Source organism: Rubrivivax sp. JA1055 (genome assembly GCF_020966565.1).
Classification (GTDB): domain Bacteria; phylum Pseudomonadota; class Gammaproteobacteria; order Burkholderiales; family Burkholderiaceae_C; genus Rubrivivax; species Rubrivivax benzoatilyticus.
This window is the reverse complement of sequence record NZ_JAJKFP010000001.1, coordinates 520,499-536,267: the sequence shown is the minus strand read 5'-3', so window position 1 is coordinate 536,267 and position 15,769 is coordinate 520,499. Positions and strand designations below refer to the sequence as shown.

General features: G+C 70.5%; 13 protein-coding genes and 1 tRNA gene. 9 read left to right on the top strand and 5 right to left on the bottom strand.

Features of this window, described 5'->3' with window-relative positions; genetic code table 11:
* Positions 1-36: 36 nt before the first annotated feature.
* Complete coding sequence (gene hemA, locus LOC65_RS02260) at positions 37-1,332, bottom strand: glutamyl-tRNA reductase (RefSeq protein WP_230246489.1); 1,296 nt, start codon at positions 1,330-1,332, stop codon at positions 37-39.
* 89 nt (positions 1,333-1,421) lie between these two features.
* Here hemA and LOC65_RS02255 point away from each other — a divergent pair, with 89 nt between their 5' ends.
* Positions 1,422-1,703 carry a hypothetical protein gene (locus tag LOC65_RS02255; RefSeq protein ID WP_009857549.1) on the top strand — a complete coding sequence of 94 codons (282 nt, stop codon included), beginning with the start codon at positions 1,422-1,424 and terminating at the stop codon, positions 1,701-1,703.
* 12 nt (positions 1,704-1,715) lie between these two features.
* On the opposite strand, the gene miaB is transcribed toward LOC65_RS02255, so the two are convergent.
* The 3 genes from miaB to LOC65_RS02240 all read right to left on the bottom strand — a co-directional run bounded on the left by miaB (position 1,716) and on the right by LOC65_RS02240 (position 3,572).
* Positions 1,716-3,050, bottom strand: coding sequence for a tRNA (N6-isopentenyl adenosine(37)-C2)-methylthiotransferase MiaB (gene miaB / locus LOC65_RS02250; protein WP_230246488.1), 1,335 nt, complete (start codon positions 3,048-3,050; stop codon positions 1,716-1,718).
* 1 nt (position 3,051) lies between these two features.
* Positions 3,052-3,432 carry a hypothetical protein gene (locus LOC65_RS02245; RefSeq protein ID WP_164963953.1) on the bottom strand — a complete coding sequence of 127 codons (381 nt, stop codon included), beginning with the start codon at positions 3,430-3,432 and terminating at the stop codon, positions 3,052-3,054.
* 63 nt (positions 3,433-3,495) lie between these two features.
* Positions 3,496-3,572: transfer RNA gene (locus tag LOC65_RS02240), tRNA-Met, on the bottom strand.
* 45 nt (positions 3,573-3,617) lie between these two features.
* Here LOC65_RS02240 and ftsY point away from each other — a divergent pair.
* Positions 3,618-4,745, top strand: coding sequence for a signal recognition particle-docking protein FtsY (gene ftsY / locus LOC65_RS02235; protein ID WP_230246487.1), 1,128 nt, complete (start codon positions 3,618-3,620; stop codon positions 4,743-4,745).
* 193 nt (positions 4,746-4,938) lie between these two features.
* Here ftsY and ffh read toward each other — a convergent pair whose 3' ends face one another.
* The gene (ffh, locus tag LOC65_RS02230) at positions 4,939-6,306 is read right to left on the bottom strand and encodes a signal recognition particle protein (RefSeq protein WP_164963972.1); all 1,368 of its coding nucleotides are present in this window, start codon (positions 6,304-6,306) and stop codon (positions 4,939-4,941) included.
* A gap of 45 nt (positions 6,307-6,351) precedes the next feature.
* On the opposite strand from ffh, the gene LOC65_RS02225 reads away from it, so the two are divergent.
* From LOC65_RS02225 to LOC65_RS02195, 7 genes are all read left to right on the top strand, one after another.
* Positions 6,352-7,170 carry an inner membrane protein YpjD gene (locus LOC65_RS02225; RefSeq protein ID WP_029718537.1) on the top strand — a complete coding sequence of 273 codons (819 nt, stop codon included), beginning with the start codon at positions 6,352-6,354 and terminating at the stop codon, positions 7,168-7,170.
* The gene (locus LOC65_RS02220; RefSeq protein ID WP_230246486.1) at positions 7,167-7,409 is read left to right on the top strand and encodes a PP0621 family protein; all 243 of its coding nucleotides are present in this window, start codon (positions 7,167-7,169) and stop codon (positions 7,407-7,409) included. The genes LOC65_RS02225 and LOC65_RS02220 overlap by 4 nt, the downstream gene beginning before the upstream one ends.
* A gap of 7 nt (positions 7,410-7,416) precedes the next feature.
* A complete protein-coding gene (locus LOC65_RS02215; RefSeq protein ID WP_009857556.1) occupies positions 7,417-9,285 on the top strand; it encodes a PAS domain-containing sensor histidine kinase in 1,869 nt (622 codons plus the stop codon).
* Complete coding sequence (locus LOC65_RS02210) at positions 9,282-10,727, top strand: sigma-54 dependent transcriptional regulator (protein WP_230246485.1); 1,446 nt, start codon at positions 9,282-9,284, stop codon at positions 10,725-10,727. The genes LOC65_RS02215 and LOC65_RS02210 overlap by 4 nt, the downstream gene beginning before the upstream one ends.
* Positions 10,728-11,315, top strand: a complete 588-nt coding sequence (gene ampD / locus LOC65_RS02205; protein ID WP_230246484.1) for a 1,6-anhydro-N-acetylmuramyl-L-alanine amidase AmpD — start codon at positions 10,728-10,730, stop codon at positions 11,313-11,315.
* A 289-nt stretch (positions 11,316-11,604) separates the two neighbouring features.
* Entirely contained in the window at positions 11,605-14,457 is a 2,853-nt protein-coding gene (locus LOC65_RS02200) for a ribonucleoside-diphosphate reductase subunit alpha (RefSeq protein ID WP_230246483.1), read from the top strand.
* A 133-nt stretch (positions 14,458-14,590) separates the two neighbouring features.
* Positions 14,591-15,748, top strand: coding sequence for a ribonucleotide-diphosphate reductase subunit beta (locus tag LOC65_RS02195; protein ID WP_164963977.1), 1,158 nt, complete (start codon positions 14,591-14,593; stop codon positions 15,746-15,748).
* Positions 15,749-15,769 lie beyond the last annotated feature (21 nt).

The window sequence follows — 15,769 nt, the reverse complement described above, 5'->3', positions numbered from 1 at the left end:
CCGCGGACAGCGGGCCCGGGCGACGGGGAGGGGGCTCTAGCGCTCGGCGCTGGTGGCGCGCGAACTCTGGCGCAGGAACAGGCGCGAGACGGTCTCGGCGAGATGCTCACGCTCGTTGCCGTCGGCGGCGTGCAACTCGGCCAGCGTGCCGTGCAGCATCTTGTGCGTCAGGCCGCGCGACAGCGCTTCGAGCACGCTGTCGATCGGCTCGCCGCGCGCCAGCAGGCGGCGCGCACGCTGCATCTCGATGGCGGTCCAGTCCTCGGCCTGGCGGTTCAGGGCCTGGATCAGCGGCACCGCGGCGCGCTGGTCCAGCCAGTGCGCGAAGCTCTGCACGCCGGCGTCGATGATGGCCTCGGCCTGCTGGACGGCGGCCTGGCGCTTCTCGCCGGCGGACTGGACGACGGCCGACAGGTCGTCGACCGTGTACATGTAGACGTCGCGCAGCTTGGCGACCTCGGGCTCGATGTCGCGCGGCACGGCCAGGTCGACCATGAACATCGGGCGATGGCGGCGCTGCTTCAGCGCGCTCTCGACCGCGCCCAGGCCGATGATCGGCAGCGAACTGGCGGTGCAGGAGATGACGGCGTCGAACTCGTGCAGGCGCTGCGGCAGGTCGGCCAGGCGCAGCGCCTGGGCGCCGAAGCGGCTGGCCAGATGCTCGCCGCGTTCCAGCGTGCGGTTGGCGATCGCCATGCTGCGCGGCGTGCGCGCCGAGAAATGCGTGGCCACCAGCTCGATCATCTCGCCGGCGCCGACGAACAGCACGTGGATGTCGGCCAGGTCCTCGAAGATCTGCGAGGCCAGGCGCACGGCTGCGGCGGCCATGCTGATCGAGTGCGAGCCGATCTCGGTGGCGGTGCGCACTTCCTTGGCGACCGAGAACGAGCGCTGGAACAGCTGGTGCAGCGTCGTGCCCAGCGTGCCGGCTTCGTCGGCCTGGCGCACGGCCTGCTTCATCTGGCCGAGGATCTGGGGCTCGCCCAGCACCATCGAGTCCAGGCCGGAGGCGACGCGGAAGGCGTGGCGCGCGGCGTCACGGTTCTCGCGCACGTAGGTGTGCGACTGCAGGTGGCCGCCGCTGACGCCGCCTTGTTCGGCCAGCCAGTCCATCGTCGGCCGCACCAGCTCGTGCACGGTCTTCGGATCGGCTGCGACGTACAGCTCGGTGCGGTTGCACGTCGACACCAGCGCGGCTTCGGGCGTCGCGATGTGCAGGCGTTCACGCAGAGCACGCAACGCCGACGGCATCTGTTCCGGCGCGAATGCGAGCCGCCCGCGAAGATCCAGCGGGGCGGAGTGGTGATTGAGGCCGAGGGTGAAGACGCTCACGGAGCAGGATTGTAGGAGGCGGCCGACAGGAAGCGAGGGGTCAGGCTTGAGCAGGGTCAAAGCGAGCGTCCGGGGCAGAATCGAGTCCGATGGGACCCCTGGACGCTTTCTGGCACGTGCTCAACTTCGTTCTGCCGGCGCTGGCCGTCGCCTCGTTGGCGGCCGGCGCGGCAAAACTGCTCTGGCGTCGCGAACTGAACACAGTGTCCTGGGCCCGGCTGGCGCGCGACGCCTCGCTCGCCAACCTCGCCGTGCTCTTGGCCGGCCTGCTGCTCACGCGGCACGACGGGCGCATGCTGACCTACGGCGCGATGGTGCTGGCCTGCGCCGCCACGCTGTGGTGGCGCGGTTTCGGCCCGGGGCGCCGCTGAGCCGCATCGTGCTCAGTCCGCCAGCACCGGCGTGCCGCGCAGCGAGTGCGGCAGCGCCTCGGTGATCGTCACGTCCAGCATCTGGCCGATCAGCCGCGACGGGGTCGGGCCGCCGTCGAAGTTGACGATGCGGTTGCACTCGGTGCGGCCCATCAACTCCTGCGGGTTCTTCTTCGACGGGCCTTCGACGAGGATGGTCTGGCGCGTGCCGACGCGCGAGGCGCTGATGCGGCGCACGTTGGCCTCGATCGCCGCCTGCAGCGTCTGCAGCCGCGCGAGCTTGAGTTCCTGCGGCGTGTCGTCGTCCAGCGCCGCGGCCGGCGTGCCCGGGCGCTGGCTGTAGACGAAGCTGAAGCTGGCGTCGTAGCCGACGTCGTCGATCAGCTTCATCGTCTTCGCGAAGTCGTCCTCGGTCTCGCCGGGGAAGCCGACGATGAAGTCCGACGACAGGCTGATGCCGGGGCGCTGCTCGCGCAGCTTGCGGATCGTGCTCTTGTATTCGAGCGCGGTGTAGCCGCGTTTCATCGCCGAGAGGATGCGGTCGCTGCCGTGCTGCACCGGCAGGTGCAGGTGCGAGACCAGCTTCGGGATGCGGCCGTAGGCCTCGATCAGGCGCTGCGTGAACTCGTTCGGGTGGCTGGTCGTGAAGCGGATGCGCTCGATGCCCGGCACCTCGGCCACGTACTCCAGCAGCAGCGCCAGGTCGGCGATCTCGCCGGACTCTCCCATCGCGCCGCGGTAGGCGTTGACGTTCTGGCCCAGCAGCGTCACTTCCTTGACGCCGCGGTCGGCGAGGTCGGCGACTTCGGTCAGCACGTCCTCGAACGGGCGGCTCACCTCCTCGCCGCGCGTGTAGGGCACGACGCAGTAGGTGCAGTACTTGGAGCAGCCTTCCATGATCGAGACGAAGGCGCTGGCACCTTCGACGCGCGGCGGCGGCAGGTGGTCGAACTTCTCGATCTCCGGGAAGCTGATGTCGACCTGCGGCCGGCGCTCGTTGCTGCGCGCGGCGATCATCTGCGGCAGCCGGTGCAGCGTCTGCGGGCCGAAGACCATGTCGACGTAGGGCGCGCGCTCGATGATCGCCGCGCCTTCCTGGCTGGCGACGCAGCCGCCGACGCCGATCAGCACGCCTTTCTTCTTCAGGTGCTTGACGCGGCCGAGGTCGCTGAAGACCTTCTCCTGCGCCTTCTCGCGCACCGAGCAGGTGTTGAACAGCACGAGGTCGGCCTGCTCGGGGTCGTCGGTCGGCTCGTAGCCGCCGGCGGCGTTGAGCACGTCGGCCATCTTGGCCGAGTCGTACTCGTTCATCTGGCAGCCGAAGGTGCGGATGTAGACCTTTTTCATGTCACTGGGTCCAGGTCTGGGACTGGGGCTCGAAGCGCCACTTGGCGGCTTCCTCGGCGGTCTTCGGCCAGCGCTTGGCGCGTTCGCTGGCGTTGAGGATCCAGACGTCGAGCAGTTGGCCGTGCAGCTCCCGCGTGTAGTTCACGACGAGCTTCTGGCCGGTGAGGCTGGCCGACAGCACGATCAGGTTGTTCTCGCCGCGGATGCGCGCGCCCGGCGCGAGCAGCGCTGGCTGCCCGTTGAGCAGCACCGCGGGGGCCTGGGTGACCACGAGCTCGCCGCGCAGCGAGTTCGGTGCCAGCTTGCGCTGCACGACGATCTGCGCGCTGGCGGGCAGGGAGACGGCAGCGACCAGCGTTGCCAGCGTGACACAGCGGAGCATGGTGTGGATCCAGTGGCCGTGAAACGTAAAACGGCCCGAGGCGGTGAACCTCGGGCCGGTATCTGGTGGCGCTTCAGGGACTTGAACCCCGGACCTGCGGATTATGATTCCGTCGCTCTAACCAACTGAGCTAAAGCGCCTGAGCCCAGCAGTATAACAAGGCTCTCGCCAACTCGTCACCTCCGATGTTCAGCTTTTTCAAGAAGAAGGTCACACCGGCCCCGGCCGCCCCCGTCGAGCCGACGCCCGCCGAGGCCTCGGAGCAGGCTCCGGCGCTGTCGGACGACGAGCTCGAGCGTGCGGCGCTGGCGGCGGCACCGGAGCCCGAGGCCGTGCCCGGACCGGCGCCGGCGCCCGTCGAGGCCGCTCCGGTGGCCGAGGTGCCGGCCGTGGCCGAGCCGCGCTCGCGCTGGCTTGATCGCCTGAAGCTCGGCTTGCGCAAGACCGGCAGCAGCATCACGCAGGTCTTCACCGGCACGAAGATCGACGATGCGCTGTACGAGGACCTGGAGTCGGCGCTGCTGGTGGCCGATGCCGGTGTCGGCGCGACGCAGTACCTGCTGCAGGACCTGAAGCGCCGTGTGAAGGAGGCCAAGGCCACCGAGCCGGCGGTCGTCAAGGCGCTGCTCGCCGACGCCGTGGCCGAGCTGCTGGCGCCGCTGCAGAAGCCGCTGGTCATCGGCCAGCAGACGCCGACCGTCGTGATGGTGGCCGGCGTCAACGGTGCCGGCAAGACGACGACGATCGGCAAGCTGACGCGCCATCTGGCCGAGTCCGACCGCCGTGTGCTGTTGGCTGCGGCCGACACCTTCCGCGCCGCGGCGCGTGAGCAGCTCGCCGTCTGGGCCGACCGCAACCGCGTCGAGATCGTCAGCCAGCAGGGCGGCGACCCGGCCGCGGTGAGCTTCGACGCCGTCACCGCCGGCCGCGCGCGCGGCTGCGACGTCGTCATCGCCGACACCGCCGGGCGCCTGCCGACGCAGCTGCACCTGATGGACGAGCTGAAGAAGATCAAGCGCACGATCGGCAAGGCGCAGGAGGGGGCGCCGCACGAGGTGCTGCTGGTCATCGACGGCAACACCGGCCAGAACGCGCTGGCCCAGGTGAAGGCCTTCGACGCCGCGCTGGGCCTCACCGGCTTGATCGTCACCAAGCTCGACGGCACCGCCAAGGGCGGCGTGCTGGCCGCGATCGCGCGCTGGTGCGCCGAGCAGGGCCGCGTCGTGCCGGTCTACTTCATCGGCGTCGGCGAGCGGCTGGAAGACCTGCAGACCTTCGACGCGCGGGAATTCGCGAACGCGCTGCTGGGGTGAGCCCGGACGTGAACGGTCCGGTGGACCGTTCGCGCCTGGCGAAGAGCCGAAAGAACGGGGTCAGAAAGAACGGGGTCAGGTCTAGAAAGAACGGGGTCAGGTCTTGAGAGACCTGACCCCGTGCTGTTCGCGGCTGTTCGTGACCCCGTCTGTTCGGTGGTGCGCAGCGCTGGCCGTTTGAAAGCGCGCCGGCTCAGCCGCCCATCCCCGGCGGCAGCATGCCCTTCATGCCGCCCATGCGCTTCATCATCTTCATCAGGCCGCCGCCCTTCATCTTCTTCATCACGCCCTGCATCTGCTCGAACTGGTTGAGCAGGCGGTTGACTTCCTGGACGTGAACGCCGGCGCCGGCGGCGATGCGGCGCTTGCGGCTGGCCTTGATCAGCTCGGGCTTGCGCCGCTCCAGCGCCGTCATCGAGTTGATGATGCCTTCCATGCGGCGGACGTCGCGCTCCGCCTTGTCCATGTCGGCGCCCTTGGCCTTGGCGGTGATCTGGGTGGGCAGCTTGTCCATCAGCCCGGCCAGGCCGCCCATCTTCTTCATCTGGCTGATCTGCGAGAGGAAGTCGTTGAGGTCGAAGCCGCCGGACTTGACCTTGTCGGCGAGCTTCTGCGCCTCCTTCAGGTCGACGCCCTTCTGCACCTCCTCGACCAGGGCGACGATGTCGCCCATGCCGAGCACACGCCCGGCGTGGCGCTCGGCGTCGAAGACCTCCAGGCCGTCGATCTTCTCGGACACGCCGGCGAACTTGATCGGCGCGCCGGCGACCTGGCGCACCGACAGCGCGGCGCCGCCGCGCGAGTCGCCGTCGAGCTTGGTCAGCACGATGCCCGACAGCGGCAGCGCCTCCTTGAAGGCCTTGGCGGTGTTGATCGCGTCCTGGCCCTGCATCGCGTCGACGACGAACAGCGTCTCGACCGGCTTCAGCGTGGCGTGCAGCTCGCGGATCTCGGCCATCAGCGCCTCGTCGATCGCCAGCCGGCCGGCGGTGTCGACGAGCAGCACGTCGAAGTAGTGGCGACGGGCGTGGTCCAGCGCGGCCAGCGCGATGTCGCGCGGCTTGTCGCTCGGCGCGCTCGGGAACCACTCGGCACCGGCCTGCTTCGTCACCGTCTTCAGCTGGTCGATGGCGGCCGGGCGGTAGACGTCGGCGGAGACCGTCAGCACCTTCTTCTTGCGCCGCTCGATCAGGTGCTTGGCCAGCTTCGCGGTGGTCGTCGTCTTGCCGGCGCCCTGCAGACCGGCCATCAGGATGACTGCCGGCGGCTGGACCGCGAGGTTCAGGTCGGCGACGCCGTCGCCCATCGTCGCGGCGAGTTCCTTGTGGACGATGCCGACCAGGGCCTGGCCCGGGTTCAGCGAGCCGGCGACCTCCTGGCCGAGCGCCTTGTCCTTGACGCGGGCGATGAAGTCGCGCACCACCGGCAGCGCGACGTCGGCCTCGAGCAGGGCCATGCGCACTTCGCGCAGCATGTCCTGCACGTTGCCTTCGGTGATGCGGGCCTGGCCGCGCATCGTCTTGACCAGCCTCGAAAGCCGGTCGGATAGGTTCGAGGCCATCGCCGCTTCAGGCCGGGAACGGCCTGCAAAAAGTACACTGTCAGCATGATTCTATCGAGTGCCTCTCCCGTGGTGAGCGGTGGCCTGCCGCTGTTCGTCGCGCTGCTGGCGATCGCCGGCTACGTTGTCGCCGCGCTGCCCCTGGCCAAGTCGGGCCGCATCTGGATCGCCGCGCTGCACGTCGGCTGGATCGCCCACCTCGCGGCGCTGGTGCTCGACATCGGCGGCATCGGCCAGGAGGTGCCCGGTGCACGGGTCGGTTTCGGCCCGGTGCTGTCGCTGACGGTCTGGCTGGTGATGGCGGTGCACACGGTGGAGAACCGCTTCATGCCGCTGCCGGCGGTGCGTCGCTGGCTGGCGGTCTGCGGTGCGGTCGTCGTCGTGCTGGCGGCGCTGTTCCCGGGCGAGCCGCACCAGTACCACTCGCCGCTGGCGCCGCTGCACTTCGCGCTCGGTGTCGGCTCGTACAGCCTGTTCGGCGCCGCGGTCGTGCACGCGATGATGCTCGACGCCAGCGAGCGCCGGCTGCGCGAGCACTCCGGCATCCACCAGGCGCGCACCGGCATGCCGCTGCTGCTGCTCGAGCGCCTGACCTTCCGCTTCGTCGAGGCCGGCTTCTCGGTGCTGACGGCGACGATCGCGCTGGGTGCGCTGACCTCGGTCGGCTGGCGCTGGGACCACAAGGTGGTGTTCTCGCTGCTCGGCTGGGCGGTGTTCGCGGCGCTGCTCGTCGGCCGCCACCGCCAGGGCTGGCGCGGCCGCCAGGCCACGCGCTGGGTCTATGTCGGCGCGGTGCTGCTGCTGCTGGCGTATGCCGGCTCGCGCTTCGTCTTCGAGGTGCTGCTGGGGCGGCCGCCGGCGTGAAGTACCTGCTCGTCATCGCCGTCGTCGGCTTCGTGCTCTGGCTGATGTTCGGCCGCGGTCGCGGCCGTGAGGCTGCGGCGCCGGCCCGGCGCGCCCGCGGCGCCGTGGCGCCGGCACAGCCGCAGGAGATGGTCGAATGCGCCCGCTGTGGCGTGCACCTGCCGGCCGACGAGGCGCTCGCCGACGTCGCCGGCCGCCGCTACTGCAGCGAGGCGCACCGCCTCGCCGGGCCGCGCTAGGCCGCGGATGGACGCGCCGGCGCAGGACCGTCGGCAGGGCGATCGGCGCCAGGGCGACCGGCGGGCGACGCCGCCGCATGCCGAGTCCTCGTGGTTCGGCCACGAGTCCAGCTTCGACCCGAACTGGGCCGCCAGCGGCAACCAGGAGATCGACCAGCGCCTGCGCTCGCTGTGGTCGCAGCGTGTCATCGGCGCCGAGGACAGCGCGCTGGCGCGCATCCACCGCACCTATGCCGCGGTGCGCGCGGCCTTCGGCATCGCGCTGGTGGCGGTGCAGGGCGCCGGCAACCTGCTCGGCGCGCGCCTGTCGCTGCCGCTGACGCTGATCTGCATCGCCTACGCGGTGCAGGCGATCGCGCTGTGGCTGCTGCCGCGCTTCCAGCCGCTGACCACGCCGGTGGCCTCGCCGATGCTGCGCCGGCGGCAGTGGCTGGCCACCGTCGGGGTCGACCTCGTCACCTTCGGTGCGCTGCACCTGGGTGGCAGCGGCGGCCCGGTCAACTACTCGGCACTGCTGGTGCTGCCGGTGCTGATGGCCGGTGTCGTCGGGCCGCGCCTGGTGGCGTTGGGCACCGCCGCCGGCGTCGCGCTGCTGCTGCTGGCCGGCGTCTCGCGCGGCGGCTGGGACGACCTCGAACTCGCCGGCTCGCTGCTGCAGTCCGGCCTGGCCGGCTTGGGCCTGTTCGTCATCGCGCTGCTGTCGGGCGAGCTGTCGGCGCGCCTGGCGCGCGAGGAGCAGGCCGCTCGCGGCAGCCTCGAGCTGGCGCGCCAGCAGGCCCAGCTCAACCGGCTGGTGATCGAGGAGATGGTCGACGGCGTGCTGGTCGTCGACGGGCGGCTGCGCGTGCGCGCCGCCAACCCGGCGGCGCGTGCGCTGCTGGTCGACGCCGGGCTGAGCCCGCCGGCCCCCTTCGGCCTGGAGACGCGGGCGAGCTGGGCGCCGCTCGCGCGCTCGGTGTCCCAGGCGCTGGCCGAGCGCCAGTGGCCCGAGGCCGGACGCGAGGTCACGCTGGCCTTCGACGGCGGTGTGCCGCGCACGCTGCGCCTGCGCGTGCGTTTCGTGCGCGGGCGCTCGCCGGCCGAGGGCGGGCCCGGCGAGCCGCTGTGCGTGCTGCTGCTGGAGGACGTGCGCATCGCCCAGGCCCGGCTGCAGCAGGAGAAGCTGGCGGCGATGGGCCGCGTGTCGGCCGGCATCGCGCACGAGATCCGCAACCCGCTGGCCGCGATCTCCCAGGCCAACGCCCTGTTGCTGGAAGACGAGCTCGCGCCCGCGCAGCGGCGCCTGGCGCGCATCGTCGCGGACAACGTCGACCGGCTCAAGCGCATCGTCGACGACGTCATGGAGCTGGCGCCGGGCGGCCCGCAGGCCGTGCCGGTGCCGCTGGACGCCACCGCCGAGGTCGGCTGTGCCGCCGCCGACTGGGCCGCGACGGCCTCGCTGCCGCTCGGCCATGCCAGCCGGCTGCGTGTCGAGTTGCCGGAGGCGCCGCTGGGTGTCGGCTTCGATCCCGAGCATCTGCGCCGGGTGCTCGTCAACCTGCTCGACAACGCCCGCCGCCACGCCAGCGAGGCCCCGGCGGCGATCCGGCTGCAGCTCTTCGCGCTGTCCGAGACCCAGGCCCAGCTGGTCGTCGCCAGCGACGGGCCGGCGATCGCGCCGGAGGTCGAGCCTTACATCTTCGAGCCGTTCTTCTCGACGCGCAGCCGTGGCGCCGGCCTCGGCCTGTATATTTGCCGCGAGCTCTGCGAGCGCTACGGCGCGAGCATCGGCTACCGCCGGCGCGAGGCCGACGTCGGTGCCCGCAACGAGTTCGTCGTCACGATGAAACGCTGCCCGCTGCCGGCAGCCGACTCCCCGCTGCAACTGACCCCGTGAGCGCCGCCACGCCGCCCCGATTGCTCGTCGTCGACGACGAGCCCGACCTGCGCACGCTCTACGAGCTGACGCTGCTGCGCGAGGGTTACGACGTCGAGAGCGCCGAGACCGTCGAGGAAGCCTGGGCCGCGCTGCAGTCGCGCCGCTTCCAGCTGCTGATCACCGACATGCGTTTGCCCGACGGCACCGGGCTGGACTTGCTGCGCCGGCTGGAGGATGCCGGGCGCGGCGAGAAGGGCATCGTCATCACCGCCTACGGCTCGGCCGAGAACGCCGTCGAGGCGCTGAAGGCCGGCGCCTACGACTACCTCACCAAGCCGGTCGACCTGCGTCAGTTCCGCGCCGTCGTCGCGTCGGCGCTGGGGCGCACGCCGGCGACCGACGGCGCGCGTGCGGCGCGACCGGCCGACGCGCGCCACACGCTGCCGCCGCGCCGCGCGCTGGAGCGCATGGCCGGCGAGTCGGCCGCGCTGCAGCAGGTGCGCAGCCTGGTCGGCAAGGTCGCCCGCAGCATGGCGCCGGTGCTGGTGCACGGCGAGTCGGGCACCGGCAAGGAGCTGGTTGCGCGTGCGATCCACGAGCTGTCGCCGCGTCACGCGATGCCCTTCGTCGCGGTGAACTGCGGCGCGATCCCGGAGTCGCTGCTCGAAGCCGAGTTCTTCGGCTACCGCCGAGGCGCCTTCACCGGCGCCGTCGAGGACCGCGAAGGCTTCTTCCAGGCCGCGCAGGGCGGCACGCTGTTCCTCGACGAGATCGGCGACCTGCCGCTGGCGATGCAGAGCAAGCTGCTGCGCGCGGTGCAGGAGCGTGCGGTGCGGCCGCTGGGTGCGGTCGCCGAGCAGTCGGTCAACGTGCGCATCGTCAGCGCCACCCACAAGGACCTTTCGGCCGAGGTGCATGCCGGGCGTTTCCGCCAGGACCTGTTCTACCGCCTGAACGTCATCGAGATCGTCGTGCCGCCGCTGCGCGAGCGGCTCGAGGACCTGCCGGCGATCGCCGCCGCGGTGCTCGAGCGCATCGCCGGCGACGCCGGGGTGTCGCCGCCGCCGGTGCTGTCGGCCCAGGCGCTGGCGCACCTCTCGCGCTACGCCTTCCCCGGCAACGTGCGCGAGCTGGAGAACCTGCTGCACCGTGCCGTCACGCTGGCCGGCGGCAGCGTCGTCGAGTGCCGCGACCTCGGGTTGCCGGAAGCCGTGTTCGCCGACTCCGGGCGCCAGGAACTGGAGCCGCCGGCGCCAGCGCCGCTGCGGCCGGCGCCGGCCGAGGTGCCGCTGCCCGACGACCTCGCGGCCTACCTCGACCAGGTCGAGCGCGAGATCCTCGAGCGTGCGCTCGAGCGCCACCGCTACAACCGCACCGCCGCCGGCGCCAGCCTCGGGCTGTCGCTGCGCCAGATGCGCTACCGCATGGCGCGGCTGGGCATCGGCAGCGGCGACGACTGAGTGGCGGGCGCACCGCGTCACTGGCGCGACGGCTGGTACGCCGGCGCGCGGGCCATGGTGTCGCCCAACTTCGGCCCGCGGCCACCGGGCACGGCGGTCTCGCTGGTGGTGCTGCACTCGATCAGCCTGCCGCCGGGCGAGTACGGCGGTGACGCCATCGAACGCCTGTTCACGAACACGCTGGACTGCGACGCCCACCCGTACTACGACCGGCTGCGCGGGCTGCAGGTGTCGGCGCACTTCGTCATCCGCCGCGGCGGCGAGTTGCTGCAGTTCGTGTCCTGCGACGATCGCGCCTGGCATGCCGGGCGTTCGGTGTGGCGCGGGCGCGAGAACTGCAACGACTGGTCGATCGGCATCGAGCTCGAAGGGCTGGAAGGCCAACGTTTCGAGACCGCGCAGTACACGCGCCTGGCGCGGCTGCTGCCGGCGCTGGCGCGCGCCTATCCGCTGGCCGAGCTGACCGGCCACGAGCATGTCGCGCCGGGGCGCAAGCACGACCCTGGCGCAGGCTTTGACTGGCCGCGTCTGGCGCGGCTGCTGGCCGTGCGCGCACCCGCGCTGCGCGTGGCGCCGGCCGTCGGCTGAGCCGCCTCTCTCGGCTTCGCCCGCCAGTCTCTCGAAGGTGCGCCCGTGGTGCTCCACGAGGGTGCCTCGCGGCCCGCTCCTGGTGCGGGATTCCACGCATGCGGACGCTATTCCTAGTGCATTGCAGGCTTTGGTGGCGCTAGATATAGTGTCCGCTCGCGTCGTGCTCCGGCGCCGTCGGCCGCTTCCCCGGGGGCTGCGGCGTGCGGCCCGTGCCGCGGTCCTCCCCGGCCGCGCCGCGCCGAAAGCGCGCCCAGCCTTCCGCCCACCACACCGACAGGGGAACCCCATGCAAGCAGTCCAGTCGTCCGCGACCGAGGCCGTCGTGCCCGCTCGAAGCGCCGCCGTCGCACCGGCCGCCGCGTCCGTCAGCGGCTACCAGATCATCCGCCGCAACGGCTCGGTCGTCGCCTTCGAGCCCAACAAGATCGCCGTCGCGCTGATGAAGGCCTTCCTGGCCGTGCACGGCGCCCAGGGTGCGGCCTCGGCCAGCGTGCGCGAGACGGTGGACCAGCTGACCGAAGGCGTCGTGCGGGCGCTGGTGCGCTCGCGCCCGGGTGGCGGCACCTTCCACATCGAGGACGTGCAGGACCAGGTCGAACTCGGCCTGATGCGCGGCGGCCACCACGAGGTCGCGCGCGCCTACGTGCTCTACCGCGAGCGCCGGGCGCAGGAGCGCTCGCGCCAGGCCGCCGCGCCCAAGCCGGCGGCGCCCGAGCTGCACGTCGTGGACGGCGGCCAGCGCCTGCCGCTGGATCTGGACGCGCTGCGTTCGCTGGTCGAGCAGGCCTGCGCCGGTCTGGGCGAGGACGTGCGTGCCGAGCCCATCCTCGCCGAGACGCGCCGCAACCTCTACGACGGCGTGCCGCTGGACGAGGTCTACAAGGCGGCGATCCTCGCCTCGCGCACGCTGATCGAGAAGGACCCGGCCTACACGCGCGCCACCGCGCGCCTGCTGCTGCACACGATCCGCCGCGAGATCCTCGGCGCCGACGTGCGCCCCGAGGCGATGGCCGCGCGTTACGCCGAGTACTTCCCCGCGTACGTGCGCCAGGGCGTGCAGGCCGAACTGCTCGACGAGGAGCTGCAGCGCTTCGACCTCGCCCGGCTGGGCGCGGCGCTGAAGCCCGAGCGCGACCTGCAGTTCGACTACCTCGGCCTGCAGACGCTGTACGACCGCTACTTCCTGCACGTCGACGGCCGGCGCATCGAGCTGCCGCAGGCCTTCTTCATGCGTGTCGCGATGGGCCTGGCGCTCAACGAGATCGACCGCGAGGCGCGTGCGATCGAGTTCTACGACGTGCTCTCCAGCTTCGACTTCATGTCCTCGACGCCGACGCTGTTCAACAGCGGCACGCGGCGTTCGCAACTGTCGTCTTGCTACCTGACGACGGTGTCCGACGACCTCGAAGGCATCTACGAGGCGCTGAAGGAGAACGCGCTGCTGTCCAAGTTCGCCGGCGGCCTGGGCAACGACTGGACCCCGGTGCGTGCGCTGGGCAGCCACATCAAGGGCACCAACGGCAAGAGCCAGGGCGTCGTGCCCTTCCTGAAGGTCGTCAACGACACCGCGGTGGCCGTCAACCAGGGCGGCAAGAGGAAGGGCGCGGTCTGCGCGTATCTCGAGACCTGGCACCTGGACATCGAGGAGTTCCTCGAGCTGCGCAAGAACACCGGCGACGACCGCCGGCGCACGCACGACATGAACACCGCGAACTGGATTCCGGACCTGTTCATGAAGCGCGTGATGGAAGGCGGCGACTGGACGCTGTTCTCGCCTTCGTCGTGCCCCGACCTGCACGACAAGTTCGGCGCTGCCTTCGAGCAGGCCTACGTGGCCTACGAGCGCAAGGCCGACCGCGGCGAGATCCGTCCGAGCAAGCGCCTGCCGGCGCGCGACCTGTGGCGCAAGATGCTGACGATGCTCTTCGAGACCGGGCATCCGTGGATCACGTTCAAGGACGCCTGCAACCTGCGCAGCCCGCAGCAGCACGTCGGTGTCGTGCACTCCAGCAACCTGTGCACCGAGATCACGCTGAACACCAGCGACAGCGAGATCGCGGTCTGCAACCTCGGCTCGATCAACCTGGCGCAGCACGTCGCCGGCGGCGGCATCGACCAGGCCAAGTTGAAGCGCACGGTGTCGACGGCGATGCGCATGCTCGACAACGTCATCGACATCAACTACTACGCGGTCAAGAAGGCGCGCGACGCCAACCTGCGCCACCGTCCGGTCGGCCTGGGCCTGATGGGCTTCCAGGACTGCCTGTACCAGCTGCGCCTGCCCTACGCCAGCGACGCCGCGGTCGAGTTCGCCGACCGCTCGATGGAGGCGCTGTGCTACCACGCCTATTGGGCGTCGAGCGAGCTGGCCGAGGAGCGCGGGCGCTACTCCAGCTACCGCGGCTCGCTGTGGGACCGTGGCGTGCTGCCGCAGGACACGCTGGACCTGCTGGCCGCCGAGCGCGGCGGCCACGTCGAGGTCGACCGCAGCCAGACGCTGGACTGGGCGGCGCTGCGTGCGCGCATCGCCGTGCACGGCATGCGCAACTCCAACTGCGTGGCGATCGCGCCGACGGCGACGATCTCCAACATCATCGGCGTCGACGCCTCGATCGAACCCTGCTTCGGCAACCTCTCGGTGAAGAGCAACCTGTCGGGCGAGTTCACCGTCGTCAACGAGTACCTGGTGCGCGACCTGAAGCGCCTGGGGCTGTGGGACGACGTGATGGTGATGGACCTGAAGCACTTCGACGGTTCGCTGCGCGCCGTCGACCGCGTGCCCGACGAGCTCAAGCAGCTCTATGCCACCGCCTTCGAGGTCGACGCACGCTGGCTCGTCGAGGCCGCGGCGCGGCGCCAGAAGTGGATCGACCAGGCGCAGTCGCTGAACATCTACATGGCCGGCGCTTCGGGCAAGAAGCTCGACGAGATCTACAAGCTGGCGTGGACACGCGGCCTGAAGACCACCTACTACCTGCGCACGATGAGCGCGACGCACGCCGAGAAGAGCACCGTGGCGCCGGGCGCGATGAACGCCGTGCCGCGCCATGGCGGGCTCGACGCCGCCGCGGCCGCCGAGCCCGCGAGCGACGTGCGCTTCTGCTCGATCGACAACCCCGATTGCGAGGCCTGCCAGTAAGGCTTCGGAGCGTCTAACGCTCGAAGTGCGCATTCTTCGGAACCTCATGCGTTCACCGAATGCGCACCCATGGCAACTAGTGCTTGGTGATCCCGAGCAAGCCCTCGATAATTCAACAACAGGACGTCCACACATGCTGGTCTGGGAAGACGAAGTACGCAGCACCCCGGCGATCGCCCCTGTGGCGATGACGCCCCCGTCGGACACCGCCGCACGAAGCGTCGCGGCCACGAATGCCACGCCGGTTTCGCGCCCCGCCGCGACGGCCCACACGCGGCGCGTCAACGTCGCCGACAAGCGCATCATCAACGGCCAGACCGACGTGAACCAGCTGGTTCCGTTCAAGTACAAGTGGGCCTGGGAGAAGTACCTCGCCACCTGCGCCAACCACTGGATGCCGCAGGAAGTGAACATGAGCCGCGACATCGCGCTCTGGAAGGACCCGAACGGCCTGACCGAGGACGAGCGCCGCATCGTCAAGCGCAACCTCGGCTTCTTCGTCACCGCCGACTCGCTGGCCGCCAACAACATCGTGCTCGGCACCTACCGGCACATCACCGCGCCCGAGTGCCGCCAGTTCCTGCTGCGCCAGGCCTTCGAGGAAGCGATCCACACCCACGCCTACCAGTACATCGTCGAGTCGCTGGGGCTGGACGAAGGCGAGATCTTCAACGCCTATCACGAGGTCGCGGCGATCCGCGACAAGGACGAGTTCCTGATCCCGTTCATCGACGCGATCATGGACCCGGCCTTCCGCACCGGCACGCCCGAGGCCGACCAGACGCTGCTGAAGAGCCTGATCGTCTTCGCCTGCCTGATGGAAGGCCTGTTCTTCTACGTCGGCTTCACGCAGATCCTGGCGCTGGGCCGGCAGAACAAGATGACCGGCGCGGCCGAGCAGTACCAGTACATCCTGCGCGACGAGTCGATGCACTGCAATTTCGGCATCGACCTGATCAACCAGATCAAGCTCGAGAACCCGCAGCTGTGGACGCCGGCGTTCAAGGCCGAGATCCGCGCGCTGTTCGAGCGCGCCGTCGAGCTCGAGTACCGCTACGCCGAGGACACGATGCCGCGCGGCGTGCTCGGCATGAACGCGTCGATGTTCAAGGGCTACCTGCGCTACATCGCCAACCGGCGCGCGACGCAGATCGGCCTGGAGGCGCTCTTCCCGAACGAGGAGAACCCGTTCCCGTGGATGAGCGAGATGATCGACCTGAAGAAGGAGCGCAACTTCTTCGAGACCCGCGTCATCGACTACCAGAGCGGTGGCGCTCTGTCATGGGATTGAGCGGGAAACGCCGCTCCCCGA

Coding starts and splice junctions, on each gene's coding strand:
- LOC65_RS02255 (WP_009857549.1), top strand. CDS start 1,422: ATGGGACCCCTGGACGCTTTCTGGCACGTGCTCAACTTCGTTCTGCCG.
- miaB (WP_230246488.1), bottom strand. CDS start 3,050: ATGAAAAAGGTCTACATCCGCACCTTCGGCTGCCAGATGAACGAGTAC.
- LOC65_RS02245 (WP_164963953.1), bottom strand. CDS start 3,432: ATGCTCCGCTGTGTCACGCTGGCAACGCTGGTCGCTGCCGTCTCCCTG.
- ftsY (WP_230246487.1), top strand. CDS start 3,618: ATGTTCAGCTTTTTCAAGAAGAAGGTCACACCGGCCCCGGCCGCCCCC.
- ffh (WP_164963972.1), bottom strand. CDS start 6,306: ATGGCCTCGAACCTATCCGACCGGCTTTCGAGGCTGGTCAAGACGATG.
- LOC65_RS02225 (WP_029718537.1), top strand. CDS start 6,352: ATGATTCTATCGAGTGCCTCTCCCGTGGTGAGCGGTGGCCTGCCGCTG.
- LOC65_RS02215 (WP_009857556.1), top strand. CDS start 7,417: ATGGACGCGCCGGCGCAGGACCGTCGGCAGGGCGATCGGCGCCAGGGC.
- LOC65_RS02200 (WP_230246483.1), top strand. CDS start 11,605: ATGCAAGCAGTCCAGTCGTCCGCGACCGAGGCCGTCGTGCCCGCTCGA.
- LOC65_RS02195 (WP_164963977.1), top strand. CDS start 14,591: ATGCTGGTCTGGGAAGACGAAGTACGCAGCACCCCGGCGATCGCCCCT.